26 protein-coding genes are annotated in these 25,251 nt (G+C 66.5%); 13 read left to right on the top strand and 13 right to left on the bottom strand.

Annotation, left to right across the window (positions count from 1 at the left end; all coding sequences use genetic code 11):
* Window positions 1-468 precede the first annotated feature (468 nt).
* Window positions 469-1,257: an exodeoxyribonuclease III gene (gene xth / locus L284_RS26125; RefSeq protein WP_021232217.1), complete on the top strand. Its 789-nt coding sequence runs from the start codon at window positions 469-471 to the stop codon at window positions 1,255-1,257.
* Window positions 1,206-2,339: a GTP cyclohydrolase II gene (gene ribA, locus L284_RS26120; protein ID WP_081673853.1), complete on the top strand. Its 1,134-nt coding sequence runs from the start codon at window positions 1,206-1,208 to the stop codon at window positions 2,337-2,339. Before xth ends, ribA begins: the two co-directional genes overlap by 52 nt.
* Before the next feature lie 103 nt (window positions 2,340-2,442).
* On the opposite strand, the gene L284_RS26115 is transcribed toward ribA, so the two are convergent.
* From L284_RS26115 to L284_RS48160, 5 genes are all read right to left on the bottom strand, one after another.
* On the bottom strand, window positions 2,443-3,423 hold the full coding sequence (locus tag L284_RS26115) for a hypothetical protein (RefSeq protein ID WP_021232215.1): 981 nt from the start codon (window positions 3,421-3,423) through the stop codon (window positions 2,443-2,445).
* A 79-nt stretch (window positions 3,424-3,502) separates the two neighbouring features.
* Window positions 3,503-4,099, bottom strand: a complete 597-nt coding sequence (locus tag L284_RS46750; RefSeq protein WP_021232214.1) for a hypothetical protein — start codon at window positions 4,097-4,099, stop codon at window positions 3,503-3,505.
* Window positions 4,096-4,317: a toxin-antitoxin system HicB family antitoxin gene (locus L284_RS26110; RefSeq protein ID WP_021232213.1), complete on the bottom strand. Its 222-nt coding sequence runs from the start codon at window positions 4,315-4,317 to the stop codon at window positions 4,096-4,098. Before L284_RS26110 ends, L284_RS46750 begins: the two co-directional genes overlap by 4 nt.
* A gap of 13 nt (window positions 4,318-4,330) precedes the next feature.
* Window positions 4,331-5,242 (bottom strand): SPFH domain-containing protein, encoded by a 912-nt coding sequence (locus L284_RS26105; protein WP_021232212.1) that lies wholly within the window; start codon window positions 5,240-5,242, stop codon window positions 4,331-4,333.
* A 222-nt stretch (window positions 5,243-5,464) separates the two neighbouring features.
* Window positions 5,465-5,803, bottom strand: coding sequence for a hypothetical protein (locus L284_RS48160; RefSeq protein ID WP_160172083.1), 339 nt, complete (start codon window positions 5,801-5,803; stop codon window positions 5,465-5,467).
* Between L284_RS48160 and L284_RS26095 the strand changes: the two genes are divergently transcribed.
* The 4 genes from L284_RS26095 (at window position 5,786) to L284_RS48155 (ending at window position 8,012) form a co-directional block, all read left to right on the top strand.
* Window positions 5,786-6,769 (top strand): TerC family protein, encoded by a 984-nt coding sequence (locus L284_RS26095; RefSeq protein ID WP_021232210.1) that lies wholly within the window; start codon window positions 5,786-5,788, stop codon window positions 6,767-6,769. The genes L284_RS48160 and L284_RS26095 overlap by 18 nt on opposite strands.
* Before the next feature lie 59 nt (window positions 6,770-6,828).
* Entirely contained in the window at window positions 6,829-7,377 is a 549-nt protein-coding gene (locus L284_RS26090; protein ID WP_021232209.1) for a pseudouridine synthase, read from the top strand.
* A 179-nt stretch (window positions 7,378-7,556) separates the two neighbouring features.
* Entirely contained in the window at window positions 7,557-7,826 is a 270-nt protein-coding gene (gene infA, locus L284_RS26085; protein WP_021232208.1) for a translation initiation factor IF-1, read from the top strand.
* A gap of 36 nt (window positions 7,827-7,862) precedes the next feature.
* Window positions 7,863-8,012, top strand: coding sequence for a hypothetical protein (locus L284_RS48155; protein ID WP_021232207.1), 150 nt, complete (start codon window positions 7,863-7,865; stop codon window positions 8,010-8,012).
* Window positions 8,013-8,120: 108 nt separating this feature from the next.
* On the opposite strand, the gene L284_RS26080 is transcribed toward L284_RS48155, so the two are convergent.
* From L284_RS26080 to L284_RS26060, 6 genes are all read right to left on the bottom strand, one after another.
* Window positions 8,121-8,327: a cold-shock protein gene (locus L284_RS26080; protein WP_021232206.1), complete on the bottom strand. Its 207-nt coding sequence runs from the start codon at window positions 8,325-8,327 to the stop codon at window positions 8,121-8,123.
* 318 nt (window positions 8,328-8,645) lie between these two features.
* On the bottom strand, window positions 8,646-9,632 hold the full coding sequence (gene nadA, locus L284_RS26075) for a quinolinate synthase NadA (protein ID WP_021232205.1): 987 nt from the start codon (window positions 9,630-9,632) through the stop codon (window positions 8,646-8,648).
* 111 nt (window positions 9,633-9,743) lie between these two features.
* A complete protein-coding gene (locus L284_RS0123575) occupies window positions 9,744-10,457 on the bottom strand; it encodes a hypothetical protein (protein ID WP_052018292.1) in 714 nt (237 codons plus the stop codon).
* 73 nt (window positions 10,458-10,530) lie between these two features.
* Window positions 10,531-11,421, bottom strand: coding sequence for an MBL fold metallo-hydrolase (locus L284_RS26070; RefSeq protein ID WP_021232203.1), 891 nt, complete (start codon window positions 11,419-11,421; stop codon window positions 10,531-10,533).
* Window positions 11,422-11,517: 96 nt separating this feature from the next.
* Window positions 11,518-12,000, bottom strand: a complete 483-nt coding sequence (locus L284_RS26065) for a DUF1465 family protein (RefSeq protein WP_021232202.1) — start codon at window positions 11,998-12,000, stop codon at window positions 11,518-11,520.
* A 129-nt stretch (window positions 12,001-12,129) separates the two neighbouring features.
* On the bottom strand, window positions 12,130-12,327 hold the full coding sequence (locus tag L284_RS26060) for a YdcH family protein (protein ID WP_021232201.1): 198 nt from the start codon (window positions 12,325-12,327) through the stop codon (window positions 12,130-12,132).
* Between the two features lie 225 nt (window positions 12,328-12,552).
* Between L284_RS26060 and L284_RS26055 the strand changes: the two genes are divergently transcribed.
* The 7 genes from L284_RS26055 (at window position 12,553) to L284_RS26025 (ending at window position 21,407) form a co-directional block, all read left to right on the top strand.
* The gene (locus L284_RS26055; RefSeq protein WP_081673859.1) at window positions 12,553-12,708 is read left to right on the top strand and encodes a YdcH family protein; all 156 of its coding nucleotides are present in this window, start codon (window positions 12,553-12,555) and stop codon (window positions 12,706-12,708) included.
* Window positions 12,709-12,895: 187 nt separating this feature from the next.
* Window positions 12,896-15,172 carry a phosphoenolpyruvate--protein phosphotransferase gene (gene ptsP / locus L284_RS26050; protein ID WP_021232199.1) on the top strand — a complete coding sequence of 759 codons (2,277 nt, stop codon included), beginning with the start codon at window positions 12,896-12,898 and terminating at the stop codon, window positions 15,170-15,172.
* Window positions 15,173-15,389: 217 nt separating this feature from the next.
* Complete coding sequence (locus L284_RS26045) at window positions 15,390-16,328, top strand: helix-turn-helix domain-containing protein (protein ID WP_081673858.1); 939 nt, start codon at window positions 15,390-15,392, stop codon at window positions 16,326-16,328.
* 141 nt (window positions 16,329-16,469) lie between these two features.
* The gene (locus tag L284_RS26040; protein ID WP_021232197.1) at window positions 16,470-17,411 is read left to right on the top strand and encodes a tetratricopeptide repeat protein; all 942 of its coding nucleotides are present in this window, start codon (window positions 16,470-16,472) and stop codon (window positions 17,409-17,411) included.
* Between the two features lie 7 nt (window positions 17,412-17,418).
* Window positions 17,419-18,387: a tRNA lysidine(34) synthetase TilS gene (gene tilS, locus L284_RS26035; RefSeq protein WP_021232196.1), complete on the top strand. Its 969-nt coding sequence runs from the start codon at window positions 17,419-17,421 to the stop codon at window positions 18,385-18,387.
* Between the two features lie 201 nt (window positions 18,388-18,588).
* Window positions 18,589-20,235 (top strand): NAD(P)/FAD-dependent oxidoreductase, encoded by a 1,647-nt coding sequence (locus L284_RS26030; RefSeq protein WP_031341332.1) that lies wholly within the window; start codon window positions 18,589-18,591, stop codon window positions 20,233-20,235.
* A complete protein-coding gene (locus L284_RS26025) occupies window positions 20,232-21,407 on the top strand; it encodes a BaiN/RdsA family NAD(P)/FAD-dependent oxidoreductase (RefSeq protein WP_021232194.1) in 1,176 nt (391 codons plus the stop codon). Before L284_RS26030 ends, L284_RS26025 begins: the two co-directional genes overlap by 4 nt.
* A 233-nt stretch (window positions 21,408-21,640) precedes the next feature.
* On the opposite strand, the gene L284_RS26020 is transcribed toward L284_RS26025, so the two are convergent.
* Window positions 21,641-23,371, bottom strand: a complete 1,731-nt coding sequence (locus tag L284_RS26020) for a hypothetical protein (protein WP_021232193.1) — start codon at window positions 23,369-23,371, stop codon at window positions 21,641-21,643.
* Entirely contained in the window at window positions 23,368-25,074 is a 1,707-nt protein-coding gene (locus L284_RS26015) for an Hsp70 family protein (protein ID WP_021232192.1), read from the bottom strand. The genes L284_RS26020 and L284_RS26015 overlap by 4 nt, the downstream gene beginning before the upstream one ends.
* Window positions 25,075-25,251 lie beyond the last annotated feature (177 nt).

Genomic DNA, 25,251 nt, shown 5'->3' with positions numbered 1-25,251 from the left:
TGGCGGGCACCGCTTGGCCGCGAGTTGCCCGCTCACTGCGACGGAATGCGTCACTTTTCTGAATGTCGTTCACTTGCCAGCAAGCCAAGAGCGCCTAGATTGAACTTGTCAGAGCGGCTTGAGGCGGGTTTCCCCCCTGTTGCCCACGCCTCCACAAAGGCCCTCTGATTTAGCGTGACGAACGCTTACATGAACCCTCGGTCCTCTGCCCCCGGACCGAGGGTTTTTGTTTTTTCTGGCTGCCTTTTCCGCCCAGCGGGGCTGCGAACGCTACCGCTCTGCGCTTCCGGTGCTCACGGCCATTAAGGCCGCTCCGCTCCGGTTCTCGATCGGCAGCATTCTCGCTCCCGCCGGACGAAAAAATCAGCCAGAAAAAGGGTGGGTTGCTGCCTTTGGGGGAGGGGGACAATGAGCAGTTTTCATCGCCGCCTCTGGCAATCGCGGGATCGGATGCCTATTGGCTGCGGCATGAAGATTGCCACCTGGAACATCAATTCCGTCCGCCTTCGTATCGATCAGGTCGAGCGTTTCCTGACCGAGCAATCGCCGGACGTTCTCTGCCTGCAGGAAATCAAGGTGGCCGAGAACCTGTTCCCGCACGAGATGTTCGAACGACTCGGCTATACCCACCGGGCGATCCACGGGCAGAAGGGTTATCACGGCGTCGCCACCGTCAGCCGGGTGCCGTTCACCGAGTTCAGCCGCTACGACTGGCAGGACAACGGCGAGGCGCGGCATGTCGGGGTGGAGCTTCAGGGCGCGGGGCAGGGCATGATCCTGGAGAACGTCTACATCCCCGCCGGCGGCGACATCGCCGATCGCGCGGTGAACCTGAAGTTCGGCCAGAAGCTGGATTTCCTCGAGCGGATGACGCGCTGGGCGGACAAGATCGACCGGCCCACACTGATCGTCGGCGACTTCAACATCGCCCCGCTCGAATCCGACGTCTACAATCACAAGGCCTTGCTCAAGGTCGTCAGCCACACGCCGATCGAGGTGGAGACGCTGGCCCGCTTCCGCGATGCCCATGGCTGGGTCGATCTCGGCCGCCAGTTCATTCCGGCCCCGGAGCGCAATTATTCCTGGTGGTCCTATCGCAGCTACTGGCGCCAGAAGGACCAGGGCCGCCGCCTCGATCACATGTGGGCTTCCCCCGATCTCGCCAGGCAGGCGCGGGCGCATAGCCTCGTGGAGGAAACCCGGCGCTGGGAACAGCCGAGCGACCACATCCCGCTGATCACGGAGTTCGAACTCTGAGCCCCCCTTCGCCGGAGCAGGTCCTGCCTTCCGCAGGTGCGCGCCGGGTCGCGCTGGCGCTGGACGCGCTGCGCCATGGCTGGCCGGTACGCGTAGGCGAGGGGGCCGTGCTGCTCCCGGCGGAAACCGGCTTCGCTCCGGGCGTCACGGCACCGCGCATGCTGATCTCGGCGGCGCGGGCGGCGACTCTCAAGCTTGCCAACCAGCGCGAGGCGGCCGTGCCGGAAGCGCCGGTACTGATCCGCGCGGCCGAGGCTTTCGATCTCGAAACCGCGCGCGCGGTGGCCGATCCGGCGCTCGATCTGGCGCACCCGATGAAAGGCCCCTTCGCGGCGGAGCACATCGAGGACATCGACCTGGCCTGCACGGCCATGGAACTGGCGCGCCTCGCAGGCATCCTTCCGGCTTTCCTGGTCTCGCCCGATAGGGTGAGCGAAGCGCAGGCGGTCTCTCCCGCCGATCTCGCCGAATGGAAGGACACCGGCCGCTTGGGAATAGCGTCCCGTGCACGCCTGCCGGTAGCCGCCTGTGAGGAGGCGGAAATCGTCGCGTTCCGCTCACTGGACGACTTGCGCGAGCATGTCGCGCTGGTGATCGGGACGCAGGACGGCGACCGTGCGCCGCTGGTGCGGCTCCATTCCGAATGCCTGACCGGCGACATTCTCGGCAGCCTCAAGTGCGACTGCGGCCCGCAACTGAATGCCGCGCTGCGCGCCATGGCCGAGGAGGCGAAGGCCGGCGGCTGGGGCGTATTGCTCTACTTGCGCCAGGAAGGGCGCGGCATCGGCCTCATCAACAAGCTGCGGGCCTATCGCCTGCAGGACATCGGCTACGATACGGTGGACGCCAACAACCGCCTGGGCCTGCCGACCGAGGCGCGCGATTTTCCGGTGGCTGCGCGGATGCTGGATCTGCTGGGGGTCTCGTCGATCCGCCTCATGACGAACAATCCGGCCAAAGTCGCCGCGCTGGAGGGTGTGGGAGTCGAGGTGGTCGAACGCGTGCCGCACCAGTTGCCGCCCAACCCGCACAATGCCCGTTATCTGGACACCAAGCGGGACCGCACTGGGCACATCCTGTAACGCAGGGTGGGAGCCACACCCCACCATCGTTCATAGCGGGCGCGTGAACAGACGCATTCGTCAAGGACTGTTCGCACCCCACACCGGGAACGCGCCACTACCCTCAGCGCTTCTCGAACCCTGCAATTCCCGAGCCGAGCGTGTTCTCGCCCAGCTTCAGCGGCTCGCCGGACCAGTCGGCGACAAAGGTGCTGCGACGGTCCACCCCCGGAGCGAAGCGCGCGTTATTGCGCTCCACCCCAAGACCTGCCGAGGGGTGGCTGCGATGCTCGGCGGCCACGGCGATGAAGGCGGAGTAGTTCTCCTTGTCCGGCCCCTGCACGAACCAGTTACCGGCGATGCGCCCGGTCGCGCCTTCGGGAAGGTCGATCATGTAGTTCGTGGCCCGGCCGGCCGAATCGTCGAAGCTCGAATCCAGCACCTCGACGTGAGCCGCGCGGCTCTTCACATAGTGGCCGCCACTGCCCGCCTCGAAGCGGCTGCGGGTGATCGTGAGAGCGCCATAGTTGCCGACGTAGACCGAATGCGCGCAGCCCGAACCCTCGCAGGTGCCCAGCCGGGTGAAGGTGGACTTGTCGATCCGGATCGTGCCCTGCGGATCCTCGCCGCTGAGCAGGCCCTGTTCGCTGTCGCGAAACCAGGCCTGCGAGACCGAGAGGTTGCCGTGCTCAAGCCGGACGCCGGCGCCGTTCTTGTCGGGAACGCGGATGTTGGCGAAGACCATGCCCTCGATCCGGGCGCCGCGCCCGCGCAGCACCAGCGCCGCCTTGTCCTCGCAAGCCTTGCCGTCGAGTATGGACTGGCCGGGGACCTCGGCACGGTAGGTGATCTCGCCTTGGCTCTGCACCGCGCAGTCGGAGAAGCGCAGCGAGGCGAAGCGGATGGTGCCGCTGCCGTCGCCGATCGCGTCCACCGCGTCCTGAAGCCGCGCGAAGCTGCGTCCCGTTTCCATCACGGTGTAGGGAGCGACTCCCGACGTCTGGCTGAACGAGGTCGCGGCTGGCATGGCGACGAACAGGGAGCCGGCGAACAGCGCGGCCAGGAGCGAGGCAGGGGCGGGGGCGAGTCGAAGCGAGCGGTTCATGCTTCAGGTCTAGCGCCCGCCCGGCGGAACGCTGCACCGCCTTTTCGCTACGTCCCACGGCGGGACAGGCCGATCGCGCTTACGAACGGGGCTTGCGGCTGGAGCTCTCCGGTTTCGACCCCGCGCGCAAATCCACCATCTCGCTACGGCTCGCGATCCAGAACGTCATGGCGGCCGTCCACAGCAGCATCATTAGCGTGAAAGCGACGGCGATGACCACGATGCTTTCTGGCAGGCGCAGGAGCAGCCAGGCGAACACCAGCGAAAACGGCAGCAGCGGCAGCGTCCAGGCCAGGAGGGCCAGCCAGCCCGCCTTGCCGCGCGGCTGGCAATAGAACCGCCAACCCCTTCGGTGGCAAACGAACAGAGTGTCTTGGGTGGACATGGCTACAGCTTCCTTGATGTCGGTTTCGATGCGATCGGTTCTGCGCGGCGTCCGTTTTCCGGCCACCACCAGGAAGATCGCCGTCAGGGGCAGGAACAGCGCGAAAGCGATCGGCTTGCCCGCGGCCCAGCCGGAATGGTCGAGCGCCTTGATCCCGGCCAGCAGGGCCAGATAGCTGGCCAGGAGGAGCCACCCCTGCCAGGCTATCGGCATGCCGATGACCCAGCCTGGACGGCGGCGCGCGAACCAGGGCTGGGGTAGGGCGCGGTCCTTAACCGGTTCCTGCGTCATCCCTCGTCTCCTGGACTGTCCGGTGCAGCGGGCGGCCGGCCGCGGCGGGCAGGGGGGCTGAGGTCCACTGTCACGCCGCGCCGGGCGAGCGCCTCGCGCAGCAGCACTTCGACCTGGGCATTGACCGAGCGGAAGTCGGCCGCGGCGCAGCGCTCCAGCGCTTCGTGCAGCGCCGGGTCGAGCCGCAGGGCGAACGCCTTCTTGCCGGGACTCGCCATCCGCCCGCGATCCCTACTGGTAGAGTGTGCCGGTGTTCACGACCGGCTGGGTGTCCCGCTCGCCGCAGAGCACGACCATGAGGTTGGAGACCATCGCCGCACGGCGTTCGTCGTCGAGTTCGACCACGTTCTTCTCCGAGAGCTGCGAGAGCGCCATCTCGACCATCGACACCGCGCCTTCCACCAGCTTGCGGCGGGCGGCGATCACTGCTTCGGCCTGCTGGCGGCGGAGCATGGCGCCGGCGATCTCGGGCGCATAGGCCAGGTGGGTGAGGCCGCACTCGTCCACGGTGATCCCGGCGACCTGCAGGCGCGCGATCAGTTCGGTACGGAGTTCGGCATTCACCTGCTCGTGGCTGCCGCGCAGGGTGATCTCGGCATCCTCGACATCGTCATAGGCATAGCGCGAGCCGATCGAGCGCACCGCCGCTTCGATCTGCACGTTCACGAAAGCCTTGTAGTCGTCCACGTCATAGAGCGCCTGGGCCGTGTCGGCGACGCGCCAGACGACATTGGTGGCGATCTCGATCGGATTGCCTCGCAAGTCGTTCACCTTGAGCTTTTCCGACACGACGTTGTTCGCGCGGACGGAGATCTTGCGCTTGGCCATCCAGGGCCAGACCCAGCGCAGCCCGGCCGTGCGGTCGGTGCCGCGATAGCTGCCGAACAGGGTGATCGCCGCCGCCTGATTCGGCTGGATCATGTAGAAGCCCGCAGCGATCAGCACTTCGGCGGCGAAGGCGGGGATGATGAAGGCGAACATGCCCAGCACGGCGCCGGGACTGGATCCGACGCTGGTTAGGGAGAACACGGCCAGAATGATCGCCGCCAGCACGGCCAGAAAGACCAGCAGCATCAGATAGCCGCTCATGCTGGACGCCTTGTTTTCGCGGCTGGAATTGATCGGAAGATGCGGGTCGATCATCGGGCTGCCCTCCAAAAAAGTGATATCACATTAATATCAACGGGAAGGGCGCCGTCAAGCCCGTGGCCGCGAAGGGTTGAAAATCGGCGCGGCCGGGGCTATCAAGGGTGCGCGGGCCGGGCCCCTCTGGCGCAGCGTCTTCCTTGGGAATGCTGCGTGATGTCGGACCGCATCGGGTGAAACCGATGCAGGTTCCGGGGACCCATCCACCCCCCGTAAAGCTCAGGCAACAGGAACCTGCCGGCTCACCCGATCGAACCCATTCCAGTTCGATAGGGATTTGAGATGACCGATTTTATGTTCCGCCTGTTGGAGCGACACCAGAAGCTCGACGCCCTGCTGCGCCTCGCGCAGGGCAGACGTTTCGCCGATCCCCTGGAGATCGCGAGACTGAAGAGACTGAAACAGGAGTTCAGGGGCAGACTCGCGCGATTGCACCTCCCCCCAGCAATCGCGACACGCGGTCTGTAACCCTCGCGCCGGCGCGTTCCCCCCCATTTTCGCGCCGGCGCTTCCTGTTTTCCATCGCTTCAGGAGCACCCCGTGGACTTCCTCTTTCATGACCTGTTGGGAACCCCGACATGGTTCTGGCTGGCTTTCGCCGGCCTCGTCTTCGTACTCACCGCCTTCGATCTCGGCTTCCTGCACAAGGAGGACCGCGAGATGGGCATCGGCGAATCGCTGAAGCTCTCGATGTTCTACATCGCCATCGCCATGGCCTTCGGCGGCTGGGTCTGGTGGGCCAAGGGCTCGGAAGACGGCATCGCCTACTTCACCGGCTACTTCATCGAGAAGGCGCTCTCGATCGACAACGTCTTCGTGATCTCGATGATCTTCGGCTTCTTCGCGATCGCGCCCAAATACCAGTATCGCGCCCTGCTCTGGGGCATCATGGCGGTGATCGTGCTGCGCGGGCTGATGATCGCGGGCGGCGTGGCGCTTGTCTCGCAGGCGCATTGGGTGATGTATATCTTCGCCGCGTTCCTGGTGTTTACCGGCGTCAAGATGCTCTTCGCCAAGGAGCAGGATCCGGACATCGGCAACAACCCGGTGATCCGCTGGATCTCGCGCCACATGCGCGTGACCAAGGCCCATTACGGCGAACACTTCTTCGTGCGTGAGCGCAATGCTGCCGGCAAGCTGGTGTGGGCCGCGACGCCGCTGTTCCTGGCGCTGGTAGTGATCAACCTCGCCGACCTGGTGTTCGCGGTCGACTCGGTGCCGGCGATCTTCTCGATCACCACGGACACCTTCATCGTCTACACTTCGAACATCATGGCGATCCTGGGCCTGCGCGCGCTCTACTTCGCACTGGCGGCCATGGTGCACCGCTTCCACTATCTGAAGTATGCGCTGGCGCTTGTCCTGGTGTTCATCGGCGCGAAGATCCTGGTGGCCGACTTCCTGCTCGGCGGTGCCAAGTTCCCGCCGCTGATCAGCCTGGGCGTGACCCTGGCGCTGATTGCGGGCGGGGTGGGGTGGTCGCTCTGGAAGACTCGGGGCGAAGAGCCGAAGATCGTTCACTGAACTGGCTGCCCTGAACGGACCGCTAGGAACGCAAGAGGCGCGCTGCTAGGGCAAGGCCCATGGCGCGCCTCATCCTGTTCAACAAGCCCTACGACGTTCTCTCGCAGTTCACCGATGCGCGCTCGCCCACGCCGCGCGCGACGCTGTCGGATTTCATCGACATTCCGGGCGTCTACCCCGCCGGACGGCTCGACCGCGACAGCGAGGGGCTGCTGCTGCTCACCGACGACGGCCGCCTCCAGTCGCGGATTTCCGACCCCCGCTTCAAGACCGCCAAGACCTACCTTGCGCAAGTGGAGGGCGAGCCGGACGAGGCGGCGCTGGACGCGCTACGCAAGGGCGTCATGCTGAACGACGGCCCGACCCTCCCGGCCTCGGCGCGGCGGATCGAGGACCCGCAGCTTTGGCCGCGCAATCCTCCGGTGCGGTTTCGCAAGACCGTAGCGGACTGCTGGATCGAACTGACCATTACCGAAGGCCGCAACCGCCAGGTCCGCCGCATGACCGCTGCCGTCGGCCATCCGACGCTGCGGCTGGTGCGCCAGCGCATCGGTGCCTGGGCGCTCGATGGACTGCAACCCGGAGAGTGGCGCGAAATCTCGGTCTAAGTGCCCGACTTGCATTTTTCGCGATATACTCTATATAGGCGGAGCTACGTCGCCTGCGACGGGAACTGAAGGCTGCCTCGTGCGGTCTCTTCTCCCCATTTCAGCTGTCTGGCCCTCAAGGCCGATTCGCGCCTCCCGCGCGGCAGCTTTGGGGCAACCCTTTTTTCGGACTGGATGCATTGGCCAAGGAAGAACTGCTGACCATGGAGGGTTTCATCGAAGAAATCCTTCCCGACGGACGTTTCGCTGTGGTGCTCGACAACGAGCACCGGATCATCGCCTACACCGCGGGCAAGATGCGCAAGTTCCGCATCCGCTCGGTCGTGGGTGACCGTGTGCACGTCGAAATGACGCCTTACGATCTGACCAAGGGCCGGATCGTGTTCCGCGAACGTACTCCCGGACAGGCTGGCGGCCCGCCCAAGCGCCGTAGCAATTTCAAAAGATAAACAAAGGTGCGGCCTTGAGCCGCCCATAAGGAATAGATGACTTACCATAGACCGGACGCCTTCAAGCGCGTCCACGCAGTATCCCGCTCCTTCCCCCTCGCTTCTGCCGGTTACCGGCGCGAGGTGGCGCAGGGAGCGCTTTCAAGGCAGGATTTGCAGCGCATCGTCGCCGCCATGGTCGACTGACCGTCCGCCTTTCGACAAGCACATGAAAAAACCCCCGTCGGCTTCAGCCTGCGGGGGTTTTCCATGTCACGCCGGCGGGCATGAGCGGCCGGCGCAATCGGCTGAAAATCAGGCCGACTTCAGGTTGACGGCCGAGGCCTTGCCGTTACGGCCGACTTCGATCTCGTAGGAGAGGCGCTGCTCCTTTTCGAGCGTGTGCATCCCGGCGTTCTGCACGGCGGTGATGTGGACGAAGCTGTCCTGACCGCCGTCTTCCGGTGCGATGAAGCCGTAGCCCTTGTCGGTGTTGAAGAACTTCACGGTACCGATCGGCATGAGTGTTTCCTTTCAAGAAACGAATGGAAGCTCTCGCAAATTGCGGGAGCTGGTCGTGCGTCACATCGTCAATTGAAAGGAAATCGTCTCGATCGATCTTGGTGCGGAGAACAATCCGTAGCGCGAACGATCGGGGACACCCGTCGCAAATTCGACATTAGCGAAACGGGTGTAGCATGGCACGGCGCCATTACCTAATCGCAACCGAACAAGCGACTGAAACGGCGGCAATGCCGTCTTTTTCCGGCGCGGCGCGGTCTTGCGCGTGGAACGGCGCCGAAGCACCGCCCCGCTGCATCGGTCCAGGCGAATCGAAGCTCACCGCGCGCCGAGGTCGCCCTTGCCGATCGTGCCGCTCGCCATGTCGAGCATGCGATCGAGGCTCTTCTTGGCATCGAGACGAAGCTGTTCCTCGATCTCGATACGCGGCTCCAGGTCCCGCAGGGCGACGTAGAGCTTCTCCAGCGTGTTGAGCGCCATGTAGGGGCAGATGTTGCAGTTGCAGTTGCCGTCCGCGCCGGGCGCGCCGATGAAGGTCTTGTTCGGAATCGCCAGCTGCATCTGGTGGATGATGTGCGGTTCCGTCGCGACGATCAGCGTGTCGGCCTCGGTGGTCTTGGCATATTGCAGAATGCCGCTGGTGGAGCCGACGTAGTCCGCATGGTCCACGATGTGCGGCGGGCACTCCGGATGCGCGGCGATCGGCGCGGCGGGGTGCTGGGCCTTGAGCTTGAGCAACTCGGTTTCCGAGAATGCCTCGTGGACGATGCAGACGCCCGGCCAGAGCAGCATCTCGCGGCCGAACTTGCGGCTGAGATAGCCGCCGAGGTGACGATCCGGGCCGAAGATGATCTTCTGGTCTGCTGGGATCTGCTGCAGGATCGTCTCGGCGCTGGAACTGGTGACGATGATGTCGGACAGCGCCTTCACCTCGGTCGAGCAGTTGATGTAGGTCAGCGCGATATGGTCCGGGTGTGCGGCGCGGAAGGCGGCGAACTTTTCCGGCGGGCAGGAATCTTCCAGGCTGCACCCGGCTTCGAGGTCCGGCAGCACCACGATCTTGTTCGGCGAGAGGATCTTGGCGGTTTCGGCCATGAACTTCACGCCGCAGAAGGCGATGACCTCGGCGTCGGTCTCGGCGGCCTTGCGGCTCAGTTCCAGGCTGTCGCCCACGAAGTCGGCCAGATCCTGAAGCTCGGGACGCTGGTAGTAGTGCGCGAGGATGACCGCGTTGCGTTCCTTGCGCAGCCGTTCGATTTCGGCGCGCACGTCGATACCGGAAAGGTCGGCGGGCATTACGGTCATGGTATCCCTCTGTCTGGTCGCGCCGGCGCTCTACCGATCTATCGGCCGGCCGGTATTTGCCGCCTATCTAGGGATGCTTCGGCCCGGACCCAAGGAAAATATGCGCGGGGATCAGGCTGCGGAGATCCGCATCGCGAGATCGATCCATACCGGCGTGATCGCCAGCAGCTCGGTCAGGACATGGGAGAGCAGTACGGCCATGGCCGCAGCGCTTGTCGCCGGATGGACATGGCCGAGGGTGCGGCGATCGTGGCGCAGGATCAGCGCGACGAAGCCGAGTTGGATCGCCAGCGACAGCCACTCGCCCCAGGGCACGATCAACGGCATCGGCAGGACGCGTCCGAGCGCAGGGTCGGTCAGCAGGATCGTCGAGCCCAGCATGAGCCGCCGGTGCCAGTCCGGCTGACGACGATGGGTGATGGCCAGCACGACCAAGAGGGCGAAGAGCGCCGCTCCGACGTGGACGGTGGCGAGGAAATAGGCCGGCGTGAAGAACGGCGGCTGGATCTGCAGGCGCAGGGCGGTGAAACAGAGCGCGCTCATCGAGGCAACCATCAGCGGCACCATGGCGGCGCTTGCCCAGCCCAGCCGGCGATGAATGCTGAGGCCGCCTCTTCCGGCCAGCAGTGCCTGCGTCACCAGCAGGCCCAGCCATGCCAGCATGACGAGCCCGTGGACATGCATGATCGGCGGCGCTTTTCCGACATCGACGAAGCCGCGCAGCGCGAATTGCCCGAAGGCGAAGACGATGAACAGCGACAGGCCGATCGCCATCTTCTGCCAGAAAGAAAGCGCGGCGAAACGCGCACGCGGCAATGTTGCCATGGCCTGCTCCCTCATCCCCGATGGGGCGGGGTATACTCTTTCGCCGCAAGTATCGAAACAGTAATTATGCAAATTACTGATCGGATGCGATGGGCTGCCAAGTGTCTCCGTGCCGCGTCACCAGGTTTCGTCTTTGCAGATCAAGCAGATGCGCCAATACCGAGCGTCCTGCGGCGGGCCATAGCCGTTCGTCTACGCCCTTGTACATGCGCGGCACCATGGCCGCGACCGTCGTGTTTCCGGCCTCGATCTGCTTGAGGATCTGCCGCTCGCGCTGGCGGCGATGACCGATCATCCCGCGCACCAGCTGGCGCGGCTTCTCCACCGCCGGACCGTGGGCGGGAAAGTAGACGGCGTCCTGCTCGCGCTCGTAGAGCTTCTGAAGGCTGGCGAGATAGTCCGTCATGTCTCCGTCCGGGGGCGAGACGACGCTCGTGGACCAGCCCATGACGTGATCGCCGGTGAACAGCGCGCCGGTTTCGCGCAGAGCGAAACACAGGTGGTTGGACGTGTGGCCCGGCGTGGCGACGGCTTCGAGCGTCCAGCCTTGCCCGGCGATCGTCTCGCCGTCGCGCAAGACGCGGTCGGGGCGGTAGTCGGGATCGAAGGCGGCGTCGGCGCGCGGGCCGTCGTCGTCCAGGGTGAGGGGCGCGCAGCCGATGATGGGCGCCTGGGTCAAGGCCTGGAGCGGAGCGGCGGCGGGCGAATGGTCCCGGTGGGTATGGGTGCAGCAGATCGCGACGATGCGGGCCTCGCCCACCGCTTCGAGAATGGCTGCGATATGCTCGGGATCGGCGGGGCCGGGATCGATCACGGCGATTTCGCCGTGATCGCCCACCAGATAGGTCTGGGTTCCGGTATAGGTGAAAGGCGAAGGGTTGCGTGCCAGCACCCGGCGCACCAGCGGCGCGATCCGCTCGGCTTGCGCATACGGCTTCGCGATGTCTTTGCGTGCGTCGATCATGCCGCCGATATGGTCATTCGCAAGGAGCCTGTCGAGGACACTGCGGCGCGAGGCGCGGGCTTGCGGTTCGGGCGGACGGCTTGGGAACTGCCGGTCTCAGCCGGCCAGCCGCCCTTCGATGCCGCGGCGCAGGCGCTCGATCGCGCTCGGCTCGGCTTTGTCGTACAGGCCCCAGCATCCCTCCAGCCGAAGCAGGCGATCGTAGAAACGCTGGGTCGCCTGGACCAGATCGACGACGTCGGGCCTTAGCTGTCCTTTTTCCGAATGCCGCAGCGTCGGAGAGAGGCGGCCGTTGCGGCGGAGCTGGACATGGTCGATCTCGCCCAGGAAATAGGCGCGGTGATTGAGCAGCCAGGCGATGGCGTGCATCATCCGGGTACTCGTGCGCAGGCCTTCGCTGGACAGGGCAAGCCGGCCCGGCCCTACCGGTCCACACGCCGCTCCAGTCTGATCCGATTCAGGCGCCGCTTCGCCGCCCGGCGGCGAGGCGAAGGCCTGGCGCACTTCGTCTGCCAGCAGCAGGGCCTCGCAATAGAGCGCTTCGACGATGCGCGGGCTGATGGTCGCGGAGTTGAACATGCCGCGCCGGTATTTCGCAAGCCGGACTCGCGGGCAACTCCCCTGGAGCCAATTCACAGGGCGATTCCGCGCCTTGTCTCCTATCGGCACGCTTTTTCGCTGCCGGGGTCCTCGACGAAGCGACGAGTCTCAGGCGATGATGTCGGGGATGAGGAAGTCCTCGATCACCGCGATCTGGTCCTTCAGCTTCAACTTGCGCTTTTTCAGGCGCGCGATTTGAAGCTGGTCGCCGGCTCCGGGCAAGTTGAGAGCGTCGATCGCCGCATCGAGATCGCGATGCTCGATCTTGAGGATTTCAAGGCGTTTACGCATTTCCTCTTCGGTCACGCCGGGATTTCCTACTCTCGATGGGCCATGTTCAGCTGCGAAAATTACATGCCCCGCTCGACGCAGCAGGCACGCGATTCACCGATATGAAGCATTAGCGGTCTTCGCAAGGTGCGCGGGATGTGGTTCCATCCGTTTCGCGCCGGATTGCCAATGCCGAGTCGCCAAAGAGAGGTCGCAGGCAAAGGGGCCGGCCCACCCCCCGAGAAAAGAGGAGAACCGTCCATGGATAGTTCGCACGTCAGCGCTCTACAGCTCAAGCATGCCGGAATTGAAAGGCAGATTCATGACGAATTGAGCCGTCCGATACCTGACGCAGCCATGATACAGGCCCTCAAGAAGCGGAAGCTCAAGATCAAGGAAGAGATTTCCCGCCACTAAGCGCTGAAACCGCTTCGTCCGGCGCTCCTGGTGCGACCGCGCACCGGGGGCGCCATGGTGCCGAACGCAGGAGACTTGCCTCCTTTCGCATCCTTCGATTCAAGCGGAAATTTCGGCTTTTCCGACTAACACATCTTTTAACAAGCGCTGCGTTTCCAAAGCGGGCGCTTTGGTTTACTCGGGTCCTATGACCAGCGGCGCCGTAGAAGCAGCACGAAATATCCTAACCCGCCTCCACGAGGTCATGGCGTCGCGAAATCACGCCCAGGCCAAGCTCAATACCGTGGTGGAAGTGATCGGCGAATGCCTCAATAGCGAGGTCTGTTCGATCTACCTGCTGCGCGAAGGCATGCTTGAACTCTTCGCGACGCGGGGATTGGCGCAGGAGGCCGTCCACGTCACCCGCATGGCCGTGGGCGAGGGCCTCGTCGGCATGATCGCCGACCGGATCGAGACTCTGAACCTGGCCGAAGCCGCCGCGCACCCGGATTTCTCCTACCGCCCCGAAACCGGCGAGGATCGCTACCACTCTTTCGCGGGCGTGCCGATCGTGCGCCGCGAGCGCGCCGCCGGGGTGCTCTGCGTCCAGCATGTCGAGCCGCGCCGCTACGAGGAAGTGGAGATCGAGGCGCTGCAGACCGTGGCCATGGTCCTGTCGGAACTCATCACCAATGCGGATCTGGTGGACGAGGTGGACGCCAATGCGCTCGGCGCATCGCAGACCGGGCCGGAGCAGCTTCGCGGGCTGACCCTGGTGAAAGGGCTCGCCTCCGGGCAGGCCGTCTATCACCAGCCGCGCGTCAATATCGAGCATGTCGTCGCGGACGACACCGAGGCCGAACGCCAGCGCGTGATCCACGCCTTCGACAAGATGCGCGAGCAGATAGACCGCATGGCCAGCCAGGCCGAATTCGGCATGGGCGGCGAGCATGAGGAAGTGCTCGAGACCTACCGCATGTTCGCCTACGACGAAGGCTGGACGCGCCGGATCAACGAGGCGATCGATTCCGGGCTCACGGCCGAAGCCGCCATCGAGCGTGTGCAGCAACGAACCCGCATGCGCATGCGCCAGATCGACGATCCGCTGCTGGCGGACCGCATGCACGATCTGGAGGATCTGGCGAACCGGCTGTTGCGCATCGTCTCCGGCCAGATGGGTACGGCGGCCTCGATGGGGCTGCGCAACGATGCGATCCTGATTGCGCGCAACCTGGGTCCGGCCGAACTGCTGGAATACGACAAGCGGCGGCTCAAGGGCGTCATTCTCGAGGAAGGATCGCTCACCAGCCATGTGGTGATCGTGGCACGGGCGATGGGAATTCCGGTCCTGGGCCGCGTGCGCGGGCTGCGCGGCGTGGTGCGCGAAGGGGATCAACTGCTGCTCGATGCCGACCAGGCGAGTGCGATGGTGCGCCCTCCGGCGGGTGTGGTGGAGGCCTTCGAGGCCCGCTTCGCGGAAAGCCGGCAGCGCCAGGCCGCCTATGCCGCCCTGCGCGAGGTCCATCCCACCACGCGCGACGGCACTCGCATCCAGGTCATGATCAATGCCGGCCTGCGCGACGACATCGCCAATCTGACGATGACCGGCGCCGACGGCATCGGGCTTTTCCGCACCGAATTCCAGTTCCTGGTGTCCGCCACGCTGCCCTCTCGCGAGCGGCAGACGCGGCTCTACCGCGAGGTCATGGATGCGGCCGGGGACAAGCCGGTGAAGTTCCGCACCGTCGACATCGGCGGCGACAAGACCCTGCCTTATCTGCGTCACGACGACGGCGAGGGAGAGGAAAACCCGGCGATGGGCTGGCGCGCCCTGCGCGTCGCGCTGGAGCGGGAAGGGCTGCTGAAGGTCCAGGCGCGCGCATTGCTCGAAGCGGCGGGGGGGCGGACGCTGCACGTCATGTTCCCGCTCGTTGCCGAACCCTGGGAATTCGATCAGGCGAAAGCGGTGTTCGACAAGCAGCTCGCTTTCCTGCGCAGCCAGAAGAAGCAACTGCCCGAGGCGATCCATTACGGCATCATGCTCGAGGTTCCGGCTCTCGCCGAGCAGCTCGACCTGCTGGCGCCGAAGATCTCGTTCCTGTCGATCGGGACCAACGATCTTACCCAGTTCCTCTTCGCGGCCGACCGCGCCAATCCCAAACTGGCAGAGCGTTACGATTGGCTAAGCCCCGCGATCCTGCGCTTCCTGCGCCGGGTGATCCGCAGCGTCGACGGGCACGATGTGGACATCGCCGTCTGCGGCGAGATGGGCGGGCGGCGTCTCGAAGCGCTGGCGCTGCTTGGCCTCGGCATTCGCCGGCTATCGATCACGCCGGCTGCGGTGGGACCGACCAAGGATCTGGTGAGCAAGGTCGATCTCCAGGAAATCGGCACCGCCATGGAGCAGTGGCTGGCGCATCCTCCCGAGGACATGCGGGCAGCTCTGACCGCCTGGGCCGCCGAACGCGGCATCACCGCGGATTGAGGCCGGAGCGGCCCTCCACAAGGATCTGCCTATTTCTCGGTTCACGTCTTGAGCAAGAATTGACATAAAGCAGACTTGCGAGGATGGTAATGGCCGTGCACGGGGTCGCATCCGCCGCAAAACAATCGCGTAATCCACGGGTCAGGATTGACTTCGGATTCTCGCGCGGTTGGTGGAGGCCCGCCAGGATCAGATCTACCATCCCTTCGGGAGCGGAATGGAAAACGTTGAAAATCAAGGGCCGGAAAACCAAGGGCCCGCCGACGGTTCGGCCGATGCAGCGGCTGGAAGGTCGTCGTCCACGGTCGGCGCAACCTTGCGCCGGGCGCGCGAGGCCGCAGGGCTGACGCTCCCGCAGATCGCGGTCAAGACCCGAATTGCCGAGCGTCATCTCTCCGCGATCGAGGACGATCGCCTGGGAGACCTCGCGGCGCGCACTTATGCCGTCGGCTTTTCGCGTACTTATGCCCGCGCTCTGGGGCTGGACGACAAGGCCGTGGCGGAACAGGTCCGCCGTCAGCTCGACGCGGAAGGCGCCCGGGAACCGGTCGTTGTGCCGCACTTCGAACCGGGAGATCCGGCGCGGGTGCCCTCGGTGCGTCTTGCCTGGGTCGCCGCCGCCGGCGCGGTCGTCGTGATCGCGCTGCTGCTGGTGTTCTGGAGCAGCTACCTCTCGCCGGAAGGCAAGCTGCCCGATCTCACGTCCGATAGGCCCCAGCCTGCCGCCACCGTCGCGGCGACGCAAGCTCCCGCGCCCGCTCCGCAGCCGACCAATGGCCCGGTGGTGCTGACCGCCACAGTCGACGGCGTCTGGCTGCGCGTGACGGATACCACTGGCAAGCTCCTGGAAAAGACGCTGAAGCAGGGCGAAAGCTGGACCGTGCCGCAAGGTGCGCAGGCGCCGCAGCTTCGCCTCGGCCGGCCCGACGGCCTGGCGATCACCGTCGGCGGCAAGGGCATCGCGCCGCTCGCGACCAAGCCGACCGTGATGTCGGGCGTCTCCCTGGCACCGGCCGATCTCCTGGCGCGGGGCCAAGTCGGCGCGGCGACCGGCGCTCCGGTTTCTCCAGGCACTTTGCAGGCTCCGGCCCCGGCGGCTACCGTTCCCACCACTGGGGCTTCGGCTCCTTCGGCGCTTTCCACCACTTCCAACTAGGCCTGCCTCGACAAGAGGCCGGTGCTTGCGGCAATCCCGTCGCAGGCCCTTTCTGGTTAACGAGCGGTTCCGTTTCTCCTGTCCATGGCGTCGCGGAACCTCATGGGCGCGCGGGCGCCTTGAAACGGAGTAGACTTGGCGATGAACCGTTCTCTTGTGGCAATCCGCTCGATGCGCCTGGCCGCGACGAGCGCCGCGGCCTTCGCGGTACTGGGTCTGGGTCTGCCCGCCCAGGCGCAGGATACCAATTCCCGCCTCAACAAGGTGGAAGCCGAAGTGCGCGCCTTGCAGCGCAAGGTTTTCCCCGGCGGCGACGGCAAGTTCTTCGAGCCCGAAATCAAGCCGGCCACCCCGACCCCGACGCCGGTTCCCGGGCAGCCCGCCTCCACGCCGGTCAGCGACATGCTGCTGCGCATCGATGCCGTGGAAGGCCAGCTGCGCCAGCTGACCTCCCAGGTCGAGCAGAACACCAACCGCATCAACCAGCTCGAAGCGCGTCTGGCGGCAGGCGCTCCCGCCGCGCCTGTGCCTGGCGCGTTGCCGCCGGCGACCTCGCAGCCACAGCCGCTGCCGGCGTCTCCGGTATCGGGACCGACCCCTGCGCCCGCGCCTGTCGCGGCCACCCCGCGCCCGGCGGCACCTTCGAACTCCCGGATCGAAGCCGTTCGCGCGATCGTCAAGCCGCAGACGGGCGATGCCGCCGACGATGAGTACAGCTACGGCTTCCGCCTCTGGGAAGCGAAATTCTATCCCGAGGCCCAGCAGCAGCTGAAGCTCTACCTTGAAAAGTACCCGAAGCATTCGCGTTCGAGCTGGGGCCGCAATCTGCTCGGCCGCGCCTATCTGGATGACGGCAACGCCCTTGAAGCGGCCAAGTGGTTCGTCCAGAACTACCAGACCGACAAGCGCGGCGATCGTGCGCCCGACAGCCTGCTCTACCTTGCCGTGTCCATGAAGCAGCTCAAGGACAGCAAGCGTGCCTGCATCGCTCTGGCCGAGTTCAGCGAGACTTACGCGGCCGAAGCCGCCGGTCGCCTGAAGGGCACTTACGATGCCACGCGCAGCGGACTCAAGTGCGCCTGACCCGGCGATGACGCCTGCGCCCGAGGCCGTGGAGCGGTTCAGGGCCGGGCTGGCGGCTGTCTGGCGAGAGGGCATAAGCGAATCGCAGGCCCGGCTGGCGGTGGCGCTGTCCGGCGGCCCGGACAGCACGGCCTTGCTGCTGCTCGCCCATGCGGCGCTGCCGGGCCGGGTCGAAGCGGCGACGGTCGATCATGGCCTGCGGCCCGAAAGCGCGGAGGAAGCGGCCGGTGCCGCGGACCTCTGCGCTGGCCTCGGTGTGCCGCACGAAACCCTTACCGTCGAGGTCGCTCCCGGCAATGTTCAGGCGGAAGCGCGTAGCGCGCGTTATGCGGCGCTGGCCGCGTGGATCGAACGGCGAGGGCTGGCCACCCTGGCTACGGCCCATCATGCCGACGACCAGGCGGAGACCCTGATCATGCGCCTCAACCGGGCCAGCGGCGTTGCCGGTCTGGCCGGCGCGCGGGCGAGAGGGTTGGTTCCGGACACGGCGATCCCGCTGCTGCGGCCGGTGCTGGACTGGCGGCGCAGCGAACTGGCCCAAGTGGTGGCGGGGATGGCCACCGTCCAGGACCCCAGCAACGCCAACGATCGCTTCGACCGTGTCCGTATTCGCAAGGCATTGGCTGAGGCCGAGTGGCTGGACATTGCGGCTATCGCCCGCAGCGCCGAACACCTGGCCGAAGCCGATGCCGCGCTGGACTGGATGGCCGCGCTGGAATGGCGCTCCTGCGTGACCCGGGAACCGATGGGCCTGCGCTACAGGCCGCAGGCGCCGCGCGCCGTGGTGCTGCGGGTGCTGGCGCGCTGCGTCACCGAACTCGGCGGCGAGGAGCCGCGCGGCGGCACCGTGGCGCGCCTGCTGGAAGCGCTCCGCGAGGGGCGTCCGGCTTCGATCGGCGAACTCGTGGTGCGCCCCAACGCCGGCGGCTGGAGCATCGCGAAAGCCCCGGCGCGGGCCGCGCGCAGGAAGACCTAAGCCCTCACTATCATACCCGTCGTCATTGCGAGCGTAGCGAAACGATCCGGAGTCGGTCTCGCGCCGCCTGGGATTGCTTCGTGATGCTGGCCATGACGAATGACGGGAACACAGCACCTTGCGCCGTTCTTTCGGTCCGGCCTTCGCGCCAGCCCCGCAAATCCGTGGCGTCCTGCGCCGAACGGGTATAAGGGCGCGCGGATGTTACGCTTGTCCGACCTTGCCCTGCCGCTCGACCATGCACCCGAGGATCTCGACGCCGCTGTCTGCGCGCGGCTGGGTATCGGGGCGGACGCGCTGGAGCGCGTGATCGTGGTGCGGCGCGGCAACGACGCGCGGCGCAAGAACGCGATCAAGCTGGTCTATACGCTGGACCTGGTGCTCAAGGACGAGGCCCAAGTGCTGGCCGCGCACCACGGCGACCAGCATGTCCGCCCCACGCCGGACACTTCCTACAAGTTCGTCACCCACGCGCCTGCCGATTACGCGGGGCCGCGCCCGGTGGTGATCGGCGCCGGTCCCTGCGGCCTGCTGGCGGCGCTGGTGCTGGCGCAGATGGGCTTCCGGCCGATCATCGTCGAACGCGGCAAGGCCGTGCGCGAGCGGACCAAGGACACCTGGGGCCTCTGGCGCCGCTCGGTGCTCGACAGCGAGAGCAACGTGCAGTTCGGGGAGGGGGGCGCGGGCACGTTCTCGGACGGCAAGCTCTACAGCCGCATCAAGGACAGCCGCCATCTCGGCCGCAAGGTCCTGACGGAATTCGTCAAGGCCGGCGCGCCCGACGACATTCTCACCGAGGCGCACCCGCATATCGGCACCTTCCGGCTCGTGACCATGGTGATGTCCATGCGCGAGACGATCGAGCAGCTTGGCGGGGAATATCGCTTCGGCACCCGCGTCGATGATTTCGAAATCGCGCAGAGCGAGGACGGCGAGCGCCGAATCACAGGCCTGCACCTCTCGAACGGAGAGTTCCTGCCTGCCAGCCACGTCATCATGGCGGTGGGCCACTCCGCGCGGGATACCTTCGAGGTGCTGCACGATCGCGGCGTCCATATCGAGGCCAAGCCGTTTGCGATTGGCGTGCGGATCGAGCACCCGCAAAGCTGGATCGATACCGCGCGCTATGGCGACAATGCCGGCAACAAGATCCTCGGCGCGGCGGCCTATTCCATCGCGCACAAGGCCTCCAACGGTCGCACGGTCTACAGCTTCTGCATGTGTCCGGGCGGGCGCGTGGTGGCGGCGGCCAGCGAACCGGGCCGCGTCGTCACCAACGGCATGAGCCAGTATTCCCGTGCCGAGTTCAACGCCAATTCCGGCCTCGTCGTCGATATCGACCCCGAAAAGGACTATCCCGGCGATCCGCTGGCGGGCGTGGCCTTCCAGCGCAAGTTCGAGGAACTGGCCTTCAAGGCGGGCGGCGAGAACTACAAGGCGCCGGGTCAGAAGCTGGGCGACTTCCTGGCCGACCGGCCCTCGACCGATTTCGGCGAAGTGATGCCCAGCTACCAGCCAGGCGTCCATCTGACCGAACTCAAGCAGTGCCTGCCGGACTTCGTGGTCGATGCCATTCGCGAGGCACTGCCGGTCTTCGGCCGCCAGGTTCCGGGCTACGACCATCCCGACGTGGTGATGACCGGTGTCGAGACCCGCACGTCCTCGCCCGTGCGCATCACCCGCGGCAGGGACCTGCAGAGCCTCAACACGCGCGGTCTCTATCCGGCCGGCGAAGGCGCCGGCTATGCCGGAGGTATCCTCTCGGCAGCGGTGGACGGCATCCGCGTGGCCGAAGCGCTGGCGCTGGAACTGGTTCCGGCAGGTTCCGAGAGCTCGAACCGCCAGTGACCGAGACTTACGACGCGATCGTGCTCGGCGCGGGCGCGGCCGGGCTGTTCTGCGCGGCGACCGCCGGGCAGCGGGGCAAGCGCGTGCTGCTGCTCGACCATGCCGACCAGCCGGGCAAGAAGATCCTGATCTCGGGCGGCGGGCGCTGCAACTTCACCAATATGCATACGGCGCCCGACCGCTATCTTTCGAGCAATGCGCATTTCGCCAAGTCGGCGCTGAGCCGCTACACGCCTGCCGATTTCCTTGAATTGGTCGAAGCCTACGGCATCGCCTGGCACGAGAAGACGCTCGGCCAACTGTTCTGCGACGGCTCCGCGAAGCAGATCGTGGCCATGCTGCTGGAGGAATGCGCCAAGGGCGGCGTCGCGGTGCACTGCGGCGATGCCCTGGGTGAGATCGCCCACGGCGACGGCCTCTTCCGCGCGGCGTTCGGCGGGCGGGCGGCATCGGCTCCGGCACTGGTCATCGCCACCGGCGGTCCCTCGATCCCCAAGATGGGCGCGACCGGGGCGGCCTACGATCTGGCCCGCCAGTTCGGCCTCAAGGTCGTCCAGCCGCGTCCGGCCCTGGTGCCGCTGACGCTGGCCGGCGACGAGGCGCTGTTCCGCGATCTCTCCGGCGTTTCGACCGAAGTGATCGCCCGATGCGGCAAGGCGGCCTTTCGCGAGGCGGCGCTGTTCACCCACCGGGGGCTTTCCGGCCCGGCGATCCTGCAGATATCAAGCTACTGGCAGCGCGGCCAGACGGTGACGACGCAGTTCCTGCCTGATCGTGCCGAAGGCTGGCTGCGCGAGGCCAAGCGCGAACGTCCGCGCACCTCCTTGCGCAAAGTGCTGGGAGAAGGGCTGCCGGAGCGACTGGTGGATGTGCTCTGCGCGCGGCTCGGGCTGTCGGGGGAACTCGGCGCGCTGTCCGACAAGGCGCTGGCCGCCGCCGAAGCGACGCTGGCGCGATGGCCCTTCGTGCCGGACGGTTCGGAAGGCTTCGCCAAGGCGGAAGTGACGGCGGGCGGAATCGACACCGGCGGCCTGTCGTCGAAGACCATGGAAGCGCGCAAGGTGCCGGGGCTCTATGTGATCGGCGAGGCGGCGGACGTGACCGGCTGGCTTGGCGGCTACAACTTCCAATGGGCCTGGGCGAGCGCCCGCGCGGCGGGGCTGGCGATCTGAAGCCCTAGAGCATTTTCACTCGGAAAAAGGCATCGAACCAGAAACTTGGAGTGGTTGATCCGATGCAATCCGATCGGAAGCCACTCTAAACCATCCTTCGTCATCGCGAGCGAAGCGAAGCAGTCCGGAGCGGCTCTACGCCGACACTGGATGGCCGCGCGGGCTTCGCCCCTCGCGACGAAGAACGCAAGGGTGTTCGTCGGCGAGAAGCCGCCTTCACGCCCCCGGACGCCTCACAGCGTCATCAGGATCTCGCGCCGGTTCTCACCTTTCCATGCAAGAGTGCGGTCCAGCAGCGCGATCGTCACTGCGCAGCCGGAGGCATCGTCGCTCTTGCCGGACATGGCCTGCTTTACGGCAGCATGGTCGAGCCGGGTGGCAGCGACGACCTGGTCGATCAGCTTGCCCGGCACCAGCGCCGACCGGTCGCCGTGGTCCTTGGGCCGGGCCAGCTTGCCGGCTTCCGCGAGATGCGCGGCCAGGGTGCGCTCCTGCGCACGCAGGGCTTCGGGAACGGGCGTGGCGCCGGGAAGCATGCCGCTATTGCGCACCCGGATGCAGGCGGCGGGGCTCTGCGCCCGCGCCGCGCGAAGCTGTGCAAGCCGCAGCCGCATCACGGTGTCGAGGTCGCCTTCGGACAGTTCGCGGCCATTGAGGAAGCTGCGACTGCGCACGATCTCCACCACCCTGTTCACGACCGCCGCCTGGTTCTCACCCTTTTCCAGCAGGTTGCGGGCCTGGGCATTGAGCGTGCCCGCAAGTTCCGGCTGCTTGTTCCAGAGCCAGGACGTATCGTGCCCCTCTCCGAAAGCCTCGGGAATCGCGCTCTGCATCGCGTGCCAGGTTTCCCGCTCCAGCGAAGCGCCCTCTCTGTAAGGTCCATTGGCCAGGGCAAGGACGATCCCCAGTGCGACGACCCCGAAGAAGATCAGCAGGCCCGAAGCGAACGGATTGCCGCCCTCCCAGGAGGCCACGCGCTCCGGCGCGAAGTGGGTTTCGAGTTCCGGGAAGTTCTGCCGCACGCCGCGCAGCAGACTGTCGACTTCGCCTTGCGCCGGACCGCGCAGCAAGCGGAAAGGGCTTGCCTTGCCGGGGCGGACGAGTTCGTTCCAGGCCTTGTGGAAGCGATGTCCCGGCTGGAGCACGCTCTGCTGGAACCGGTAGCCTCGCAGGCGCGCGCCCAGGAAGGCGACGCCGGGACGGGCATCGTGGGCAGCCCATTCGCGCTCCCAGCCGAAAGCGGCATTGGCGTCTTCCAGCAACGGCGCCGAGCGCGGCCAGCCGCGTGCGAGAACTTCGGCCAGCCAGTCCTCGATCTGCTGGGCGCGGGTGATCTGCGCCTGCGCCGCATCGTCGAGGATCTTGCGCAAGGCGCGCATCGCCTGACGGGCCTCGTTCTCGCAGAGCGGTTCTCCCGCGGTGGCGCTTTCGGGATCGAGCAGGATGGCCAGCCGCTCGGCCGGGCTTTCGCCGGGACGCAGGCCCAGCGCCTCGTCGGCGGCATGGTTTCCGGGGAGCAGGGGGGCGGTGAAAGGGTCGATGGTGGTGAGCGGAATGCCGGCGCCGCTGACGCCCTCGCGCGCGGCGGCGGCGGCCCAGGCCATGCGCCCCAGCATCGCGGTATCGTCCGGCTCGCCGGGGCGGGCGGCAAGGTCGGCGCGGCTCCAGGCGCCGTCGAGATCGGGGGCCGCGTAGATCCAGCGGCGGGGCGCTTCGGGAGAGGGGGCGAATTCGCCCGCCTCGGCGGTGGGCTCGATCGGCTGCGTCTTCTTGCCGCCGTCCTCAGCGGCTTCGGCCATGGTCCGCGCCAGACGCAAGGCCTGGTCGCGCGCCTGCCGGAGCCGGGCGAAACCCTCGACATCGCTGTCCACGTCCATGGCCTTGAGCCGCGCGGCATAGGCCTTGCGGATGGCGGCGGCATCGGCGGTTCTGCCGATGCCGAGAATCGACCAGGGCGCGCTCATAGCGGGCCGAGGCTTTCCAGGTCGTCCAGCCGGGCCAGCAGCATGGCGCGGGCGTCGGCGATGCGGCGGGGATCCTGGGTGTCGAGCGCGCCGACGAACAGTGTGATCCCATGACCGATCGCCTGCCGGACGTCGCCGATGTGATCTTCGTAGCAGCGCTCGGCGCGGGTCAGGAGCGAGACGTTGCCGGCCTCCTCGCGGGGGTGGAACTTGAGCCTGGCCAGGGCGGCGCGGCGGCTGTCGAGTTCCTGGCGCCCCGGCCTGTCCTCTTCGTCGACAATGACCAGATTGCGCTGGTCGCCGCTGGCCGGGACATGGACGTCGATCTCCAGCAGGCCGGAACTGTCGTAAGAGAAGCGCACTTCCGCCGAGATCTCCCCGGCGGGGCGCGGCGGCACGGGAATGGCGATCTGGCCCAGCTTCACATTGCCGCGCACTTCGCGGGCCTCGCCCTGGTAGATGCCGAATTCCAGAGTCTTCTGGTTGTCGCCCAAGGTCGAATAGGTGTTCATCCGGGAGACCGGGACCGGCGTATTGCGCTCGATCACCGGAGAGAACAGGCCGCGTTGCAGCCCGCCGTGACCGTCCTGCTCGGCGACTTCGACCCCGAGCGTGAACGGGCAGACATCGGTGATGCGGATCTCGTCGAGCGCCGCATCCCGGCCGAGCAGCGCCGCCTGCATGGCCGCACCCAGCGCCACCGCGTGATCGGGATGGACCGAGGCATTGGGAAAACGGCCGAACAGGCGGGTGATCGCACGGCGCACCACCGGCATGCGGGTGCCGCCGCCCACCAGCACGATCTCCGAGAGGTCGGAAGCGTCGATGGCGCAGTCGCGCAGGGCCCGCACGACCGGTTCGCGCAGACGGCGCAGCAGGGGTTCGCAGGCGGCCTGGAATTCGCCTTCGGTGATCGCGGCGCAGAGACGGTCCTCGCCCATCACCACCGCGAAGTCCGCCTCGCCGGCCTGGCTGAGCGCCCGGCGGCAGGCCTCGGCGGCGCGCTTGAGCATGGCCGCACGGTGATCGGCGGGCAGCGCTTCCAGCCGGCCGCTCGGATCGATGCGCGGTTTCGCCAGGGCGGCAAGGGCATGATCGAAATCGTCGCCGCCCAGCCGGTTGTCCCCGGCCGAAGCGCGCACTTCGACGATGCCGTCGAACATCTCGACCACGGAAACGTCGAATGTGCCGCCGCCGAGGTCGAACACGAGGAACGGTTCGCGGTCGCCCTTGTCCTGGAGGCCGAAGGCGAGGGCGGCGGCGGTCGGCTCGTTGATCAGGCGGCGCACGGTGAGGCCGGCCAGTTCGCCGGCGCGGCGCGTGGCCTTGCGCTGGCGGTCGTTGAAATAGGCGGGCACGGTGATGACCGCCTCGGTCGGCCGCTCTCCGGTCAGTGCCGCGACATCGTCGGCAAGAGCGCCCAGGACGATGGCGGACAAGTCTTCCGCGCCGTATTCCTTTCCGCCGAGCCGCGTCTTGCTAGCCGTGCCCATGAGACGCTTGAAGCTGGTGGCGGTGTCCAGCGGATGCGCGGCCAGCCGGTCCAGCGCGGGGCGGCCGACCCAGGCCTGGCCGTCGCGGGCGATGGAGACGGCCGAGGGAGTCAGCAATTCGCCCAGAGCGTTGGGTACCAGCGATGCCGCGCCGTCCTGCCAGATCGCCACGGCACTGTTGGTCGTTCCCAGATCGATCCCGATCAGCATGCCGCCGCGCCGCTCACTTCCCGGACCACTGGAAAAATCCCCATGTTGGCGCCTCGCCCTGCCGAACCACTGCGGTCCCGACTCTTGGGATGAAGGCCATCGCTGCCTAGAGCATTTTTCGCCTCGGTGGAAACACTGCGAGGTCCGGAAATTGCTACCGGGGGGTGGAGGGAGGGG

The organism is Novosphingobium lindaniclasticum LE124 (assembly GCF_000445125.1).
Classification (GTDB): Bacteria; Pseudomonadota; Alphaproteobacteria; order Sphingomonadales; family Sphingomonadaceae; genus Novosphingobium; species Novosphingobium lindaniclasticum.
The sequence above is the reverse complement of the archived record's forward strand: the minus strand, read 5'-3'. Positions and strand labels throughout refer to the sequence as shown.

Bases quoted from the DNA above. Each gene is read 5' to 3' on its own strand.
- xth (WP_021232217.1), top strand. From the start codon at position 469: ATGAAGATTGCCACCTGGAACATCAATTCCGTCCGCCTTCGTATCGAT.
- L284_RS26115 (WP_021232215.1), bottom strand. From the start codon at position 3,423: ATGAACCGCTCGCTTCGACTCGCCCCCGCCCCTGCCTCGCTCCTGGCC.
- L284_RS46750 (WP_021232214.1), bottom strand. From the start codon at position 4,099: ATGACGCAGGAACCGGTTAAGGACCGCGCCCTACCCCAGCCCTGGTTC.
- L284_RS26110 (WP_021232213.1), bottom strand. From the start codon at position 4,317: ATGGCGAGTCCCGGCAAGAAGGCGTTCGCCCTGCGGCTCGACCCGGCG.
- L284_RS26105 (WP_021232212.1), bottom strand. From the start codon at position 5,242: ATGATCGACCCGCATCTTCCGATCAATTCCAGCCGCGAAAACAAGGCG.
- L284_RS48160 (WP_160172083.1), bottom strand. From the start codon at position 5,803: ATGAAAGAGGAAGTCCACGGGGTGCTCCTGAAGCGATGGAAAACAGGA.
- L284_RS26090 (WP_021232209.1), top strand. From the start codon at position 6,829: ATGGCGCGCCTCATCCTGTTCAACAAGCCCTACGACGTTCTCTCGCAG.
- L284_RS48155 (WP_021232207.1), top strand. From the start codon at position 7,863: ATGACTTACCATAGACCGGACGCCTTCAAGCGCGTCCACGCAGTATCC.
- L284_RS26080 (WP_021232206.1), bottom strand. From the start codon at position 8,327: ATGCCGATCGGTACCGTGAAGTTCTTCAACACCGACAAGGGCTACGGC.
- nadA (WP_021232205.1), bottom strand. From the start codon at position 9,632: ATGACCGTAATGCCCGCCGACCTTTCCGGTATCGACGTGCGCGCCGAA.
- L284_RS0123575 (WP_052018292.1), bottom strand. From the start codon at position 10,457: ATGGCAACATTGCCGCGTGCGCGTTTCGCCGCGCTTTCTTTCTGGCAG.
- L284_RS26070 (WP_021232203.1), bottom strand. From the start codon at position 11,421: ATGATCGACGCACGCAAAGACATCGCGAAGCCGTATGCGCAAGCCGAG.
- L284_RS26065 (WP_021232202.1), bottom strand. From the start codon at position 12,000: ATGTTCAACTCCGCGACCATCAGCCCGCGCATCGTCGAAGCGCTCTAT.
- L284_RS26055 (WP_081673859.1), top strand. From the start codon at position 12,553: ATGGATAGTTCGCACGTCAGCGCTCTACAGCTCAAGCATGCCGGAATT.
- ptsP (WP_021232199.1), top strand. From the start codon at position 12,896: ATGACCAGCGGCGCCGTAGAAGCAGCACGAAATATCCTAACCCGCCTC.
- L284_RS26045 (WP_081673858.1), top strand. From the start codon at position 15,390: ATGGAAAACGTTGAAAATCAAGGGCCGGAAAACCAAGGGCCCGCCGAC.
- L284_RS26040 (WP_021232197.1), top strand. From the start codon at position 16,470: ATGAACCGTTCTCTTGTGGCAATCCGCTCGATGCGCCTGGCCGCGACG.
- tilS (WP_021232196.1), top strand. From the start codon at position 17,419: ATGACGCCTGCGCCCGAGGCCGTGGAGCGGTTCAGGGCCGGGCTGGCG.
- L284_RS26030 (WP_031341332.1), top strand. From the start codon at position 18,589: ATGTTACGCTTGTCCGACCTTGCCCTGCCGCTCGACCATGCACCCGAG.
- L284_RS26020 (WP_021232193.1), bottom strand. From the start codon at position 23,371: ATGAGCGCGCCCTGGTCGATTCTCGGCATCGGCAGAACCGCCGATGCC.
- L284_RS26015 (WP_021232192.1), bottom strand. From the start codon at position 25,074: ATGCTGATCGGGATCGATCTGGGAACGACCAACAGTGCCGTGGCGATC.